The sequence below is a fragment of the Vibrio sp. vnigr-6D03 genome (assembly GCF_002835515.1).
Lineage (GTDB): Bacteria > Pseudomonadota > Gammaproteobacteria > Enterobacterales > Vibrionaceae > Vibrio > Vibrio penaeicida.
The window spans coordinates 35,193-49,944 of record NZ_PIZL01000008.1 but is presented as its reverse complement, the minus strand read 5'-3'; the positions used below and the strand labels follow the sequence as shown (position 1 = coordinate 49,944).

General features: G+C 42.8%; 15 protein-coding genes. 14 read left to right on the top strand and 1 reads right to left on the bottom strand.

The annotated features are described in order from the left end of the window. Positions 1-94 precede the first annotated feature (94 nt). The 4 genes from CW749_RS06950 (at position 95) to CW749_RS06935 (ending at position 3,631) form a co-directional block, all read left to right on the top strand. Positions 95-775 carry a DUF3334 family protein gene (locus CW749_RS06950; protein WP_101111305.1) on the top strand — a complete coding sequence of 227 codons (681 nt, stop codon included), beginning with the start codon at positions 95-97 and terminating at the stop codon, positions 773-775. A gap of 185 nt (positions 776-960) precedes the next feature. After that, positions 961-1,644, top strand: coding sequence for a DUF2786 domain-containing protein (locus tag CW749_RS06945; RefSeq protein ID WP_167404859.1), 684 nt, complete (start codon positions 961-963; stop codon positions 1,642-1,644). 144 nt (positions 1,645-1,788) lie between these two features. Then, on the top strand, positions 1,789-2,454 hold the full coding sequence (locus tag CW749_RS06940) for an OmpA family protein (protein ID WP_101111303.1): 666 nt from the start codon (positions 1,789-1,791) through the stop codon (positions 2,452-2,454). A gap of 133 nt (positions 2,455-2,587) precedes the next feature. Further along, positions 2,588-3,631: a tetratricopeptide repeat protein gene (locus CW749_RS06935; protein ID WP_101111302.1), complete on the top strand. Its 1,044-nt coding sequence runs from the start codon at positions 2,588-2,590 to the stop codon at positions 3,629-3,631. A gap of 310 nt (positions 3,632-3,941) precedes the next feature. Here CW749_RS06935 and CW749_RS28175 read toward each other — a convergent pair whose 3' ends face one another. Then, complete coding sequence (locus tag CW749_RS28175) at positions 3,942-4,130, bottom strand: hypothetical protein (RefSeq protein ID WP_180958349.1); 189 nt, start codon at positions 4,128-4,130, stop codon at positions 3,942-3,944. A 254-nt stretch (positions 4,131-4,384) separates the two neighbouring features. Between CW749_RS28175 and CW749_RS06930 the strand changes: the two genes are divergently transcribed. The 10 genes from CW749_RS06930 to CW749_RS06885 all read left to right on the top strand — a co-directional run bounded on the left by CW749_RS06930 (position 4,385) and on the right by CW749_RS06885 (position 14,745). Continuing rightward, entirely contained in the window at positions 4,385-4,819 is a 435-nt protein-coding gene (locus CW749_RS06930) for a hypothetical protein (RefSeq protein ID WP_101111301.1), read from the top strand. Positions 4,820-5,239: 420 nt separating this feature from the next. Then, on the top strand, positions 5,240-6,346 hold the full coding sequence (locus CW749_RS06925) for a phosphoribosylaminoimidazolesuccinocarboxamide synthase (RefSeq protein WP_101111300.1): 1,107 nt from the start codon (positions 5,240-5,242) through the stop codon (positions 6,344-6,346). 1,059 nt (positions 6,347-7,405) lie between these two features. Beyond that, on the top strand, positions 7,406-7,777 hold the full coding sequence (locus tag CW749_RS06920; protein ID WP_101111299.1) for an acyl carrier protein: 372 nt from the start codon (positions 7,406-7,408) through the stop codon (positions 7,775-7,777). A gap of 1 nt (position 7,778) precedes the next feature. Further along, on the top strand, positions 7,779-9,050 hold the full coding sequence (locus tag CW749_RS06915) for a beta-ketoacyl-[acyl-carrier-protein] synthase family protein (protein WP_101111298.1): 1,272 nt from the start codon (positions 7,779-7,781) through the stop codon (positions 9,048-9,050). A 55-nt stretch (positions 9,051-9,105) separates the two neighbouring features. After that, positions 9,106-10,341 (top strand): beta-ketoacyl synthase N-terminal-like domain-containing protein, encoded by a 1,236-nt coding sequence (locus tag CW749_RS06910; protein ID WP_101111297.1) that lies wholly within the window; start codon positions 9,106-9,108, stop codon positions 10,339-10,341. After that, on the top strand, positions 10,338-11,627 hold the full coding sequence (locus CW749_RS06905) for a beta-ketoacyl-[acyl-carrier-protein] synthase family protein (protein WP_101111296.1): 1,290 nt from the start codon (positions 10,338-10,340) through the stop codon (positions 11,625-11,627). Before CW749_RS06910 ends, CW749_RS06905 begins: the two co-directional genes overlap by 4 nt. Then, the gene (locus CW749_RS06900; protein ID WP_101111295.1) at positions 11,627-12,517 is read left to right on the top strand and encodes a hypothetical protein; all 891 of its coding nucleotides are present in this window, start codon (positions 11,627-11,629) and stop codon (positions 12,515-12,517) included. Before CW749_RS06905 ends, CW749_RS06900 begins: the two co-directional genes overlap by 1 nt. Continuing rightward, on the top strand, positions 12,517-13,491 hold the full coding sequence (locus CW749_RS06895; protein WP_101111294.1) for a polyketide synthase dehydratase domain-containing protein: 975 nt from the start codon (positions 12,517-12,519) through the stop codon (positions 13,489-13,491). Before CW749_RS06900 ends, CW749_RS06895 begins: the two co-directional genes overlap by 1 nt. Further along, entirely contained in the window at positions 13,488-14,294 is an 807-nt protein-coding gene (locus tag CW749_RS06890) for an alpha/beta hydrolase (protein WP_180958338.1), read from the top strand. The genes CW749_RS06895 and CW749_RS06890 overlap by 4 nt, the downstream gene beginning before the upstream one ends. Continuing rightward, complete coding sequence (locus CW749_RS06885) at positions 14,287-14,745, top strand: hypothetical protein (protein WP_101111292.1); 459 nt, start codon at positions 14,287-14,289, stop codon at positions 14,743-14,745. The genes CW749_RS06890 and CW749_RS06885 overlap by 8 nt, the downstream gene beginning before the upstream one ends. Positions 14,746-14,752 lie beyond the last annotated feature (7 nt).

Sequence of the window (14,752 nt, the reverse complement as noted above, 5' to 3'; positions counted from 1 at the left end):
ATGAAATTAAAACGTTTGCTTACTTTTTTGAATTTTTCGTCCACACTTCAATACAAGCAAACATTTTCTCCTATCGTTGTTAAGCGAATTCCATATGAAAAAAAATAAAATAGTTACAACAGAAGATATCCTTTTAAAGCTGTGTCAATCGGTTTCTGGTGTGCTTCAATCTGCTACGAATTCTAAAATCTCATACTCAGCTATGGTACAAAAGATCAATAAAACAAGTTTAAAACCTGATTTTGGATGTTTTGTACTGTTTGATGGTGGGTTTTCGGGGTTGGTAGTCATCAACTTTACGGCTCAGTCTGCGCTAGAGCTCTATCAAAACTACATGCGTAACATGGGTATGCCAGAAGAAGAGCTCGCCATCTTGCACACTTCTGATGAAGTCGGTGATGTTCTAGGTGAACTGATGAACCAACTTGTTGGTGACTTTACGAATAAAATCCGTAAAGAACTGCAAACCAACATTACGCAAAACCAACCTAAAATGCTGGCCATTAACAAGCAGGTTATGCTTTCGGTTGATACGAACTTAGATAGACCGCAAGCGCGACGTGTGTCTTTCTCTACAGAGAAAAACAACATCTTCTATTTAGAACTCGCAATGGACAAGACGGAATTTATCCAGCTTGAAGAGTTTGAAGCAGAAGATGAAGCTAGCGTTGATGATATTCTCGAGCAAGAGCAAGCAAAGTCAACGACAAAAGTGGAAGACATTCCACCTTCAGACGATATTGCGAGCGATTTGCTTGATGAGCTGGGCATCTAAACAGCACACGCACTCAAGTTAGTACAACAGGCTAATTTCAATGTGTTAAGTTGCTTGAACATTTAAACTTTCAAATGCCACGGTAAACCTACTGTGGCGTTTTCATCATCTATGGCGCATACCTCTTCCCCTCTCCTTTCTAACACGGTAAAATGGTCGACTTTTCAAATTGACTTGCTGTGGACATGGACAAAAAAAAAGCCCTAAAGAAAATTGCCAAATGTTTGGAGCTAGGTAACTCTGCTAACGTAAACGAAGCCGCTAACGCTATTAAAATGGCGCATAGCTTAATGCTCAAATACGGGCTTGATAAAGACGATATCGAATTTATCAAGATGGGAAAAACACAGTCCAGCCACCTGCTACCCGCTAGTGTTTCTTCTACTCTGCTTAGGATCATTAGAGGGATTAACACTAAGTTTGGTGTTGAAGCTGTTTTGCTTAACCACAAAGGTCTCAAGAAGTTAGAGTTTATAGGTGAAGCCGACAGAGCTATTTTTGCTGCGTTCGCCTTCGATATCATTTATCGCGAAATGAATGAACAAACCGGTCAATTTAGAAATGGCTTTGCTGGCTCTGGTACAAGCAGCGCCGAAGTTCAACGACGTGTTTCTTCTTTTCTTTCTGGTTGGATCGAAGGTGCTTTAGAGAAGCTGCCCGAAATTGCACCAGATGATGACTCTAACAATAAAATCAATAATTACATCGACAAAGAATTCCAAAACATTGATCGTGAAACCTTCAAACAACAATTAAAAGAAGCGATGAAGAACATTACTGCTGATTACGAAGTTGGTTTGAAAAAAGGTCGCCGCGTATCCGTTAACCGCCCCGTCGAAGGTGGACAGGCGCCCAAACTCCTCAAGTAACTTATTCGACAAATATCCAATTCAACACACAGAATTCCATAAACGCCCAGTCGGGCGTTTTTTGTATATAAACACAAACAGAACGACATATTGTATTATTAAAAATATAACGTATGAAGCACGATATACATAAGTGAGGCATCTATGAAATTTCTATCCTATCTTCTGATCGGCACTTTTGCTTTAACTGGTTGCCAAGCAACTCAGCGTCACAATGTGACAACTGGCCAGACTGAAACTAATTCCGCGACGAAAGGTGTCATCCTCGGAGCATTAGCTGGCGCAGCTGCTGGTGCCGTCACGGGTAACGACAGCAAAGACAGACAAAGGCGAGCGTTGTATGGCGCGCTGGGCGGTGCTGCTGTTGGCGGTGGGGTCGGCTATTATTTCGATAAACAAGAAGCTGAGCTCCGCAACACATTGGTCAATTCAGGCGTACAAGTCCAACGACTCGACGAAAACCAACTATTACTCATCATGGAAAACGGGATCGGTTTCCAATCTGGATCTTTTGCACTAGACAGTTCAATTCACCAAACACTAAACGGGGTTGCCGCTGTAATCGCACGCTACCCTGAGACTAAACTTGTCGTTAATGGTCATACTGACAGCTCCGGTAATGACACGACCAATCAAGTATTATCCGAGCAGCGTGCCATGCAGGTCGAATCCTATCTTGTTGGGCAATCAATCAAATCAGGAAGAATCGACGCAAAAGGATATGGCGAGCGCCATCCTATTTGCGACAATGCGACAATTCAAGGACGCGCTTGCAATAGACGTGTCGAGATTCAAATACTGCCCATGTAATCCAGCATATTGATAGAAGCTCAACTAAACTTAACGGTGTATTACGTTTATTGTTATGCCCTAGCATCTTGAGGTGATTTGGGTATAAAATCAGCCCCTCTGGGGCTGTTTTTATCTCTATCGAATTGGCTATATGAAACCTTTTTTATTTATTACCGCTGTCTTCTTTTCCATTGTGCTATCGAAAGCTAATGCTGCCTCTATTGAGGAATTGGAATCAAAAGCAAACAAACAAGACCCAGTTGCTCAGTACTCTTTGGCTCAGGCGTTCTTTCAAGGCAATGGGGTTCCCAAAGATCCTCAATCTGCCATTGTTTGGCTTAGGAATTCGGCTGAAAACGGATACCCTTTGGCTCAGCTCAAACTCGCTAATGCGTATGACTCAGGGCTCGCTATTGAAGAAAACCGAGATAAAGCAGTCTATTGGTACACCAAATCTGCCGTTCAAGGGCTTGCACGAGCTCAGTTAAAGCTTGGTGCCATTTATGAACGTTTATATCGTGATTCAAAGAACATTGGTGATTTAGAAACCGCAGAAGTGTGGTATCGAGTGGCGCTAGAAAACAACAGCCACCAAGCAGAAAACGCGTACAACCGCGTTCTGGAAAATCAATTCAATCACAGAAAAGCAGCGCAACTTGGTCAATTTGATCAATTAGACAAAGCGCACGAAGAGCGAGTCTCCTCCGAATCACAGAATGCACAAAACGCACCGCCTCCTCCCATTAAAAAAGACTTGGATTGGTATCTAACCAAATACGAAAAAGAGATCATATACGGCTCAGCAGGCTTCGCTCTATTCGTGCTAACGCTCGTTGCTATGATACTTGTCGGCAAGAGTCGAAGAAATAACAAAAATGCGGCATTAGAAAGCAAGGTTTCGGACCAATCACAGCAATCCAAGAAACTCAGAAGAGAGCTAGAGAAAGCACATAAACAAATTCTAAAACAAAACGGAATGCTGGAAGAACTCAAGTCTGCCACTAAAGATCAGAAGTTTCATATCGCATGTGCGGTGTTCGGATTTAACCCCAAACGTTTGCCTAAAAAAGATGTGATCAAGAACCGTTACAAAAAGCTCTGCCGCGTATATCATCCCGACGCGAATGGCAGTGATGAAGAGATGCGACGATTGAACACAGCGCTAAAGCTCATTTTGCAACAAAATGTTAATTAAATGTAACTTTTACTTAACATTTCAATTGTCGATATGTCATAATTTTCTGCTTATATGTACCCAGAGTCTTTACTCACTGAACACACAGCTCCATAAATGAATGTGTTTGACCAAGATTGAGCTCCTTCTTGTAATGTCGCCTTAGGTATTCTTTTGGAATTCTGATGAGCTCTTTTGAAACGCCATAGAGTGAATGAGTACCTCGCGGCGGAGTCAACACACTTAGAGAGTAAAGACCGAGATGTTTTGAATAGGGGGAAATGTGTTCGAAATTGAAGGAATTTGCGATTGGTGTAAAAGACCAAGCTATCTAACTCGCCATAATTATGTCGATGGTAAATATCATCATTCTTGCGAAAAATGCAACGATTTGGCAAAGCTTGATGTTCGTCAGTTTAATTTGGCTGAACAACAATTGAGAGACCAACGCGAAGAGTAATTCCATTAGCACACCAGTATAGCCAATATAGAAAGCGCCTTTATATGGCGCTTTTTTCATTTTTGCTTGCCGATGCTTCAAATCAAAAAATCATCACTACTGTACAACACTGTATAGAGCACAAAGGCACCACCACAGCCACCTCATAACCTGTTTATTTAAACAGTATCAGATCTTTCTAAATATTACTTATATATCAATAAGTTAAATTTATTTCGAAAAATAAAACCCAAAAAAAATTAAAAACATGCTTGCTAAATAACCAAAACAACATTACTGTTAATCCATACAGTATGTATAAGGAAACAGTAACCATGTATGACTTACAGCGTGCCAAACGAAATCAACACACTTCACTTAACCGTTTTAATGCGTCGACCTTTGACAAAAGTTCTACCGAATCCGGATCTAACGTTGATCGATGTGCTGAACTTGCAAAGCTCTCGCAAGGTTCAAAGTGGGTACTGTTAACGAACGAATGCCCAAAACCACAGGCATCGACATTAAAGCGCTATCAGATTAACGCTAAGCATTTGCTCCAAATGATGCCATCAAGAAAGATGACCGAGAAGGAAGTGGTATTAAAGGCCCTTCAATCAGGTAATGCCAGTGCTGTGATTGCAAGCAAGAGTATCTCTGCTATCGATCAGAAACACTTGCTACAACGTGCTGCTCAATTAAATTGCACCTTACTTTTTACGCACGATGCGTCGGAGCTTTTTCCTGTAGAAGGTTCATTAGTACACTAATTATCTAACAGGAGATGGGTCTACCTATCCTTCATGCCCATTTCTAGTAAAACTATCCATACTGTTCATATTCCACTGCTAGCCCCATTCTGGGGCTTTTCTTCTTTTTAAAACAGGTGGAACAAATCAGCTCCGAAGCCCAGCAGAACGATTCTGCGCTGCCAAAATAGGCATACAGGTCTTTTCGTTGGCAAACGTTTGCTTTTTGTCTGGAACAGTAAAAAAGTTCTGGTATCATGCGCAACATCTGCACTTTTCGGAGTTGGCATTACCGCTCTGAGGTCAGTTTGGTCTCTTCTCGTATAACAGCAACAGCGCACTCATCGCTGTCATTTATTCGGGCTTTCAAAACCTTTTAGAGCAAACCAAACTGACTCTTTGTGCCCTCTTTGACGTTTGAAATTAGATAGGAATGTCGCAATGAGCTTAGCTGATCAAGTACTTGCCGTTAATGATGATCTCCCAATTCGTACTAACAAACCCGTTCATAGCGGTAAAGTTCGTTCGGTTTACTGGCTAACAGAAGAAGACAGCCAAAGACTGATCAAAGAAAAAGGGTATGACGTTTCACCAGACGCACCTTTGGCAATTATGGTTATTAGCGACAGAATTTCAGCTTTTGACTGCATTTGGCATGGTGAAGGCGGATTAAAGGGCGTACCTGGAAAAGGTGCCGCATTAAATGCCATCTCCAATCATTGGTTCAAGTTATTCAAAGATAACGGCTTGGCCGACAGTCATATTCTCGATATTCCTCACCCATTTGTTTGGATCGTACAAAAAGCAAAACCCGTCATGATTGAGGCTATTTGTCGTAAATACATTACCGGCTCAATGTGGCGGGCCTATGCGAATGGCGAACGCGAGTTCTGTGGCATAGAGCTACCTGAGAACCTAGAAAAAGACAAAGCCCTTCCAGAACTGCTCATGACACCATCTACAAAAGGAATCTTAAAGGGTATCCCTGGTGTCCCTGAAGCCGACGATGTCAACATCACTCGAAAGAACATCGAAGATAACTACGAAGCTTTCAATTTTACAAAAGCAGAAGACATTCCCCATTACGAGAACCTGTTGAAAGAGGGATTTGAAGTAATCAGTAAAGCACTAGCGGGGGTTGATCAAATTTTTGTTGATACAAAATTTGAGTTTGGTTACGTCACCGATGCATCTGGTACAGAGAAACTGATTTACATGGACGAAGTGGGAACACCTGATTCGTCACGCATTTGGGATAAAGCGGAATACAATGAAGGTCGGATTGTCGAAAATTCAAAAGAAGGCTTCCGACAGTTCTTACTAAACTATTTCCCCGAACCCGACATCCTACTGAACAAAGAACGTATGGATGAGCGTTTTGCTCTTGCTGAGAACAACGACCTGCCAGAGTCTGCTCTTATGGATATCTCCAAAACCTATATCGGCATCGCTGAAAAAATCACTGGCAAAGAAATCGTCCTGAGCGATAACCCTAAACAAGAAATCATTAACGTTCTTCGTAGCCAGTACAACCTTATCGTCGATTAATACGACGGAACCCACCCGTTCATTTAGTTAAAGCCAGTTCATCATTGAACTGGCTTTTTTAATTTGCCCTTCTTACTCTCCACACCGCCTTAGAAAGTGTGACAATGATCCTTCATTTGAACCCAAACGCACTGTAAACGGAACTAACCTCTCTTTACTGTATCGACTTATTGCATATTTGCAGCTAAATTCATGACCTTCAGCTGGCACCGCTATGAGCAGAACTTTTCTGTCTAATCGGGGATACTTTGTCGTTACCATATAGGATTGCTTTGTAAATGATGTAGTTGTAGCAAGAATGGGCTCCCAAGTCGTAATCGCGCACTATGCTTAATTACACACCGGAGCTAAGGAAGACATTAGCGTTAGGGTCAGCAAAGCCTAGACATACTCCCCCTTAATGCATGGGAGACATATTGAGATCATATCATTATACGATTTTAAGTATATTTTCAGCCTTGAAATCTATTTCACTAACGCAGTATATCTGAGTAATACTCGAGCTTTATGTGGCGCTCGTGATCAACTGAAATTCAATTTATTTTTGAAGTACGTATTTATTGTACTTCAGAAAGGATAAAGCCTGTATAGCTGTAATTAGGCGAATAGACAATTCAAGTGCCCTATATTGATGCTCAAAATGGATTAGTAATCAGTATCAATATCATTTATTACATTTCACTATCAACCGCTTGCCTGCAATTTATAAATCAATAAGTAAATTATTTTTCACTTGTTTTGATCTAAATCTATTTTTTCACAACTTGTCTTATATTAAAAAATTAATCGTTATTTTTAATTAACCATTTAATCAATTTTAATATTTAAAAATAACAAAAAAATCAATAATGAAAGATCAAAAGGAAATAACCTTAATGATATAAAAATTATTTAAATTTATTATAAAAATGCGACGCAGTGCTAATTCTTTTTATCATTAGTAAAAGGAAGGGGTAGTCTCGCCTTGAATTTTCACTTTTAAATTATTGTTTTACAAGGCTTTTTTAATCATGTTAGAGTTTTAAAAGATGTCCAGACACACAGTAAAAAGGAAATACAATGTTATTTAATGAAGTAAGTGAAATTCTTGTAGAAGTATTAGGTGTTGAGCCTGAAGAAGTAACGGAACAGGCAAATCTTGTTGATGATCTCGCTGCAGAGTCAATAGATTTTGTTGATATTATTTATTCAATCGAACAAAAATATCAACTTAAAATATCGGCTGGAGATATATTCCCAGCATTTTTACAAGAAGAAAACTTTTTAAACTCAGAGGGAAAGGTTTCCGAAGAAGTAATTTCCAGATTGAGAAGTGACTACCCTCATTATTCCGATTCAGTTATAAATGAGTTTATAGATAGCCAGTCTGCGGATGTATTTTTCAAAGTCGATAGTTTAGTAAACTTCGTTTCTCACAAACAGGCAGCATAATATGAAACCTTCAGATGTCGTCATTACTGGAATGGGTTTATATACATCATTAGGAAACACAGTTCCGGACGTATGGAATCGAGTTTTAGATAACCAATCTGGGATTAAACTAATCAGCCATCAAGATTGGCTGTCTGGTCATGGTGTTCATCTGTTGGCTTCTTGCAATGACTCGTTTGATTTTTCTAACTTTTTTGGAAGTTGGAACATAAACAAAAAGAATTTGAGAAATATGGGCAGAATAAGCTCGATGTTCTGTCATTCTGTACTGAGCGCACTTGAAAATGCTGGTTTCGAGTCTCTTCAATCACTTCCTAGGCGCTCTTCTGGAATGATCGTAGGGACAGGCGTGTCTCTGTGTGATGAGCATCAGCCAACTCCTCCCGCTTCGCGAAATCCAAAGTGGTTTCTCGATACCTATCCAAACATTGTACTTGCTCAATCTTCGGTTGCGACTGGGATCACTGGCTATGGAAACACCATCGTCAATGCATGCACAAGCGCCAGCCTTGCTATCGGGCAAGCTTACAATATGATTCGCTCTGGCGAGGCAACAGTTATGGTGGCGGGTGGTGCTGACAGCCGGCTTTCTCCCTCGTTTCTTTCTGGTTTTAGCCAACTTAATATGCACTCAAAAAGCGATGACGCTGTTCGCGCCATGCGACCATTTGACAAGCTTAGAGGCGGGTTTGTACTTGGAGAAGGAGCAGGGGCATTAGTGCTTGAGAAGCGAGAACACGCAATTCAAAGAGGCGCGAAAATCCTAGCTAGCGTCGCGGGTTTTTCTTCATCAATGGACGCCTTTAGAATGACAGACCCCTGCCCGAAGGGGAAAGCGAAAGCAATGCGCGGTGCACTTGCTGATGCAAACCTACAACCACATCAAATTGATTACATCAACGCACATGGCACTTCGACGCTTTCTAACGATAGAGAAGAATCGACAGCGATTAACGATGTTTTTCAAGATCACAGCCCATTAGTAAACAGCAGTAAAGCAATGTTGGGGCATACATTAGCAGCGAGCGGCGCTATTGAGTCCATCATGTGTGTCCAAAGCCTTATCTCCCAGACATTGCACGCCAATCCAAATCTCGATCACCTCGATCCCTCATGTGATATCAATTTGGTTGGGAAGTCCCCGATTTCCCACCCTCTTCGTTACTGCATGAACAATTCAAGTGGGATAGGAGGATCCAACACCACTTTAATATTTGAACGCAATTCGATACCTGAGGCAGACACAGAACACGCTAATCCCTTTCAAATTTAGCCTTGGGTTCTGTTTCGTCTCAGAGCTAGTTAGTCTCGTAAAATAAGGAATACTCATGCCAACACCTGTTGCGGTTATTACCGGACTGGGCGGGTTTACTTCGCTCGGAATAACCCTAGAAGAACATTTAGCAGGCCATCAGCAAGCCGAAACTGGGATTCGATACAATGACAGTTACCCCTATCCGCTTGGCGCTGTGCCCAATTTCAATCCACGCGATTTCATTAAAGATAAAAAGTCCATTCGCATGATGACTCCGCAAGTTAAGCTTGGTGTATCAAGCGCGGCATTAGCTTTTAGCGATGCGCAGCTGGATGCCAACCAACTTGCACAATATGAAGAAACCAGTGGTGTCATTTACGGCTCTTTTTTCTGCCAAGGATTTCAAAACAGCACATCGCCTTATCTTGCCAGCTTGAACGATGATCTTTCCATCAACTACGAATCGTTAGGTCTGGAGCATTATCGACAATTCCCTCCCCTATGGATTTTACCTCGCCTACCAAATACGACTGGCGGGCAAGTGTCTATTCAATATGGGCTACGTGGAATGAGTTACAGCATTGTGAATGGTCCGGCTGGGGCCGTCATAGCGGTAGGTGAAGCGATGGAAGCCATTCAAGATGAACGTGCGAGCCGTATCCTTGCTGGAGCTTCAGAATCAGAAGCCTCACTCGACCATACTTTTAGACTTGAACAAAAACACCCTGTCGCTAAAACGTTAAACGATGAAGGCATTGTATCTGCTGAAGCTGGGGTTAGTTTTGTCATTGAAAACGGTGACATTACGAGTCAGCGTGGTCTCGGTCATTATGGCGAAGTTACCGCTTATCAAAACAATTACTTACCCAAGCTTTTTAAGCAACCAAAACAAAGCACTATTGCTGCCATTGAAGCGCACTTCAGAAAGCTGTTACACAAAGCCAATACCCATTCATCAAACATCGATGTCATCCAACTGACTCTTTCTGGAATTCCAGAGTTAGACGAATGTGAAGCACAAGCCGCGTTCAATGTTTTCGGTGGCGATACCCCGATTGTTTGCTCAAACGACTACACCGGATTTGCCTACGGTGCTGCTGGCGGTTGCTCGTTACTTTATGCCTGTTTGCAGTTAAAACACCAATACCTTGCTCCTGTTTTAAATATTGAACGTAAACCATTGAATAACCAATTGAATTACGTTTCTCATTTACGCAAGGATATATCGCTCAAACAGATCATTTGCCACCACATTGACTATCTCGGCAATGAAGTCAGCTTATTGATAAACAAGGAGTCAGAATCATGAAACGCGTGGTCGTAACCGGCATGGGAGCCGTCAGCGCATTTGGCGCAGGGTCGGAAAATTTATGGCAATCACTATTGGCTGGTGAGAATGGCGTCAGATCTATCAACCACCTGCCAGTGAGCGGTGACATTGTCTCTATTGCAGCTACGATGCCTTCAATGGAAGAACACATTCTTGCGAACAAGAAATTGGCATCCATCTCTACAGCGGATCCATCCATTAAAAAATTCTTCCTTGCTATTGAAGAAGCCGTCAATCAATCGGGCATTGATTTCTCAGATCCAAACTATCAAGACACAGCATGCATGATCGCTGACCGCCCCTATAGCTCGACAATGGATGTCGATATTTATTTGCCCACTTTTGCAAAAGCCACCAGCAACGGTGAAGTCGATCTTGAAGCTTGGCTAAGAGAGCTTAGGCAATGCCCTGCCCTTGCGGCTCGAACGCAAGTCGATGATACCGACAGCATTAATCATTTTACCTCACGCTATTACGACCTTACTGGCCCAAGCTTGAGTGTCGGGACTGCCTGCGCTTCAGGTAACAACGCCATTGGCGAAGCCTTTGAGAAAATTCGTCGTGGTCGAATGACATCAGCCATTGTTGGCGGAGCGTACGATTTCGACCTAAATGCCATGATCGGCTTTACCCGTATTGGCGCGCTCACGACCAATCCAGACATAGATACCGCTTGCCGGCCTTTCGACGCCGAACGAAGCGGTTTTGTTATGGGAAGTGGTTGTGGGGTGCTCATCCTAGAAGAACTAGAGTCAGCACAAAAACGAGGTGCGAACATTTTAGCGGAAGTAACGGGATATGGTTCTTATACAGACGGGTATCGAGCTACAGACCCAGACCCGGAAGGAAGAGCGGCGTGCCGCACTCTAGCAGGTGCATTGCACACTGCGGGGCTAAATCCCGAGCAAATTGACTACATCAACGCGCATGGCACTTCAACCAAGATGAACGACAAAACAGAAACCAATGCGATTAAGAAAGTGTTTGGTGAACACGCTTATAACGTTCCCGTTTCTTCAACTAAATCCATGATTGGACACGGAATAATGGCGGCAGGCGCATTAGAGGCGATAGCTTGTATAAACGCCATGCGCGATGGCGTGATACATGGCACTCGTAACTACCAAACGCCCGATCCAGAACTCGATCTGGATTATGTCGCGGAAGGTAAAAGAGAGTTGGAAGTTCACCACGCGATGTCGAATAACTTCGGCTTTGGTGGCCAAAATGCCACGGTCATATTTTCTAAGTTTGGAGAATCATAATGACCTCTAGCCTGATACAGAATAACCTTGAATCTCAAGACTTTGAGAATCAAACCCTACGCAGCATTCTAAACATCAATTTAACCGAACATCGCTATTTGTATTCGCATAAAATCAACGGTGAGGTAGTTATCCCAACGGTTTTCTTGCTGGAATACGCGGTTGCGCTGTTACAACAAAGCCCGTTTATAGAAGAATTAGAAAACGGGAAACTCGACATTCAAAGCTTCTCGCTGTGCAACATCAAATCTAGGCGTTTTATCCAAGTTCAGCAGAACATCGATAACAAACTGTACATCGAATGGAGCAAACAAGAAGACATTTACAATTTATCGATTGGGTGCGACAAACTCTCTAAAAGCGGAAGCGTCATTCGCGCAGACGTACTCGCCCTCACTGCGACACTAGAATTCAAGCGAGATAACGTTCCTACTCACAATAAACCGACTGATGTAGAGCCCATCGAGATATCGGTATTACATAACTTCCGTAAGAAGTCCGCCGCCATTATGGGTTCGCTGTTTGCCACAACGAATTTTTGCTACGAATGGTCGCCAACGGAATGTTGCTTAGACGGTTACTCCGACCTTAAAGACAGCCTGCATTACTACCTTGGCAGCAGTGCCGATATCACCTTTGCCACGCCGGCTCATGGTGCCATTTCCGGTGTGCAGTACCTCGTCTTTTATTCTTACCTGACCGATCGACCTGCCTGGCCAGCCGATATTGAATCGATGAGATTTTACGGTCCTGTAAAAGAATCACTCCTCATTACACAAGTCTCCCGAGGAAAGGATGACGGACACGTAAACGTAACTGTGTGGAATAGCTCAGACATGAGCCTAATTGTGGAATTCAAGAACTACCAATTGCAGGAGAAACGCAACTAATGACGACTTCAACGCCTTTTTTCATTCATTGGGCTGATTCCATCCAAAAGACGGAAGATCGAGTACAACTCAACGTCACCATTGACCCCAACAAAATGGTGGCTTTAAAACACCATGTGTTTAATCGCCTTTGCCTATTTCCATTTGCGTATACAACAGAGCTGCTGGTACAAACAGCCACGCACTGCGCCGATGTGGACAACCCTTTTCCGCTGTATATCGAAGAGGTCGAACAACTTCGCGGCATCGCGATTCCTTTTGGTCAAACTCAATCACTCTCTGTGGATTGTTTCAGAAACAGTGCGGGAAAATTCGAACTCAGCTTAACGATGGACTTAGCCAACAAAAACGGAAAAGTGATTCGTAAAGATTGTGTTGTTGCAACGGCTACCATCGATGTTCAAAGCCAGCATGTGAGCGCTCATCATAGCGAAAAACCAAAAGCACTAAACCCACTGAAACTACCTCAATCGCTTTACTACCAAACATTCCACCCAACTCATGGACCATTATTTCAAACGATTACGGGTGATATCTATCTAGACGATAAGCTGGAAGGTATTGCCGGAAAGTTCAATTTGGCACAATTGGAAAACTGGCAATCCATCCAACCCGGTCTGCGCTTCTGGCTGTCGCCTTTGGCTTTCGATTCTGTTTTACAGCTCTCCGTTCTTAATTGCATCCAAATTGAAAGCACAACCAAACCTCAATTCCACGCCAAACTCCCAGTACGAATGGAAGATGCGTATTTCCCTGAGCCTTTCTCTGCCGACACTGACTACACGATGCGTGGCTTTGTTAATCACATCGATGACAAAGACCAACAATCGCGATTTTGCGTAACAAAAGAGAATGGCGAACACGTTGCTTTGCTCTCTAGTGTGACACTGCGCCGTGCTCCTCATAAGCATTTTGAAGCGCGTAATCTCCTAGAAGATTTCAAGCAATACCGACATGAAGAGGTCATATTGTGAAGTACACCACCCCCGAATTTGAGCTTAGCTATGCAGTCAAAGGTAACCCGAGCGCAGACAAAACGCTGGTTTTCCTAAATGGTATTTTTCACGGGGAACCATCTTGGATCAAACAGAGTCGTTTTCCTTTTTTTAAGAAAGAACACAAGCAAGTGTTTATTGATTACCCTGGATGCGGCGAATCACGTGTATTTTCTACCTTCTCATACGATCAATTGTGCGATGCAATCGCAGAGTTACTTGGAGAATTACAACTGCCGAACATCACGTTAGTCGGGTATTCATTTGGCGGAATATTGTCACTGGAATTGGCGAAACGAAATCCACACTTTATTAGCCAATTGGTCATGGTGAACTCGGCAATCGACATATCGATGAAAGGTAAAAAAATGATGGCAAGCGTTAAGCATATGTTGGAAACCGATGTGCCGCTCGCCACTATATTCCAAGGGACATACTCTTGGTTTTTTAGCGACGATTACTTGGAACAATTAGAAGACTTTCAAACGCTAGTTGTCCAGCGATATGTCGAATACAACCACAACAGGCACTCGGTCATTGCTTTTTTAAACGCGATAGGTAATCGCTCGAATGTCGAGCCACTGCCACTAACAATACCCGCATTATTGGTAGGAACTGAGGGCGATTTTATTTGCCCACCCAAGCTACAAAAAGCGCTTATCGATTCGAACTCTACGTTCGAGTGGGCTTGCCTACCGCTAGACACGCATGCCGCGAACATCGAAGCGCACGCACTCGTAAACCAAACCATTCGCGCGTTTTTGGAGTCCCAATATGATTAACCCATTTTGTTTATACGTCACTAATGCTGAGCAGCAATTACAAAGGTTTCCTATCTCAGCCGAACAAGACCTACCCGATGAAATAGGTAAAACGCTGGCCGAATCAAAACAGCCGATTGTTTTGAGCCACCAAGGGAAAAGCGACGCATGTGCGTTGAATGAGTTGTTCCAAATTTTCCACAAGCTCTATCGCCCGTTAATGCGAAAACGCGGTTGCCAAGTATGGGTTCATTGGGAACAGAGCGAAAACACCATCATTCAAAAGGGTGCTCAAACGCTCTGCCAAATTGCAGCGATGGAGCTTGCGGGGAAGAAAGCTCGAATCAACTTCATCAGTAGCGATAAGGCAATGGATAAAAACACTTATTTTCAATTACTTGAACTTAAAGGCTGCGAATACCTAACCGCGCAGTCTGTGCAATGGAATGTTGCAAACAGCCAATTATTGTAGGATTAAG

What these genes read in the sequence shown, in the direction of transcription:
- CW749_RS06895 (WP_101111294.1), top strand. Translation starts at nt 12,517, where the DNA reads ATGACGACTTCAACGCCTTTTTTCATTCATTGGGCTGATTCCATCCAA.
- CW749_RS06935 (WP_101111302.1), top strand. Translation starts at nt 2,588, where the DNA reads ATGAAACCTTTTTTATTTATTACCGCTGTCTTCTTTTCCATTGTGCTA.
- CW749_RS06900 (WP_101111295.1), top strand. Translation starts at nt 11,627, where the DNA reads ATGACCTCTAGCCTGATACAGAATAACCTTGAATCTCAAGACTTTGAG.
- CW749_RS06950 (WP_101111305.1), top strand. Translation starts at nt 95, where the DNA reads ATGAAAAAAAATAAAATAGTTACAACAGAAGATATCCTTTTAAAGCTG.
- CW749_RS06925 (WP_101111300.1), top strand. Translation starts at nt 5,240, where the DNA reads ATGAGCTTAGCTGATCAAGTACTTGCCGTTAATGATGATCTCCCAATT.
- CW749_RS06885 (WP_101111292.1), top strand. Translation starts at nt 14,287, where the DNA reads ATGATTAACCCATTTTGTTTATACGTCACTAATGCTGAGCAGCAATTA.
- CW749_RS28175 (WP_180958349.1), bottom strand. Translation starts at nt 4,130, where the DNA reads ATGAAAAAAGCGCCATATAAAGGCGCTTTCTATATTGGCTATACTGGT.
- CW749_RS06915 (WP_101111298.1), top strand. Translation starts at nt 7,779, where the DNA reads ATGAAACCTTCAGATGTCGTCATTACTGGAATGGGTTTATATACATCA.
- CW749_RS06945 (WP_167404859.1), top strand. Translation starts at nt 961, where the DNA reads ATGGACAAAAAAAAAGCCCTAAAGAAAATTGCCAAATGTTTGGAGCTA.
- CW749_RS06920 (WP_101111299.1), top strand. Translation starts at nt 7,406, where the DNA reads ATGTTATTTAATGAAGTAAGTGAAATTCTTGTAGAAGTATTAGGTGTT.
- CW749_RS06905 (WP_101111296.1), top strand. Translation starts at nt 10,338, where the DNA reads ATGAAACGCGTGGTCGTAACCGGCATGGGAGCCGTCAGCGCATTTGGC.
- CW749_RS06940 (WP_101111303.1), top strand. Translation starts at nt 1,789, where the DNA reads ATGAAATTTCTATCCTATCTTCTGATCGGCACTTTTGCTTTAACTGGT.
- CW749_RS06910 (WP_101111297.1), top strand. Translation starts at nt 9,106, where the DNA reads ATGCCAACACCTGTTGCGGTTATTACCGGACTGGGCGGGTTTACTTCG.
- CW749_RS06930 (WP_101111301.1), top strand. Translation starts at nt 4,385, where the DNA reads ATGTATGACTTACAGCGTGCCAAACGAAATCAACACACTTCACTTAAC.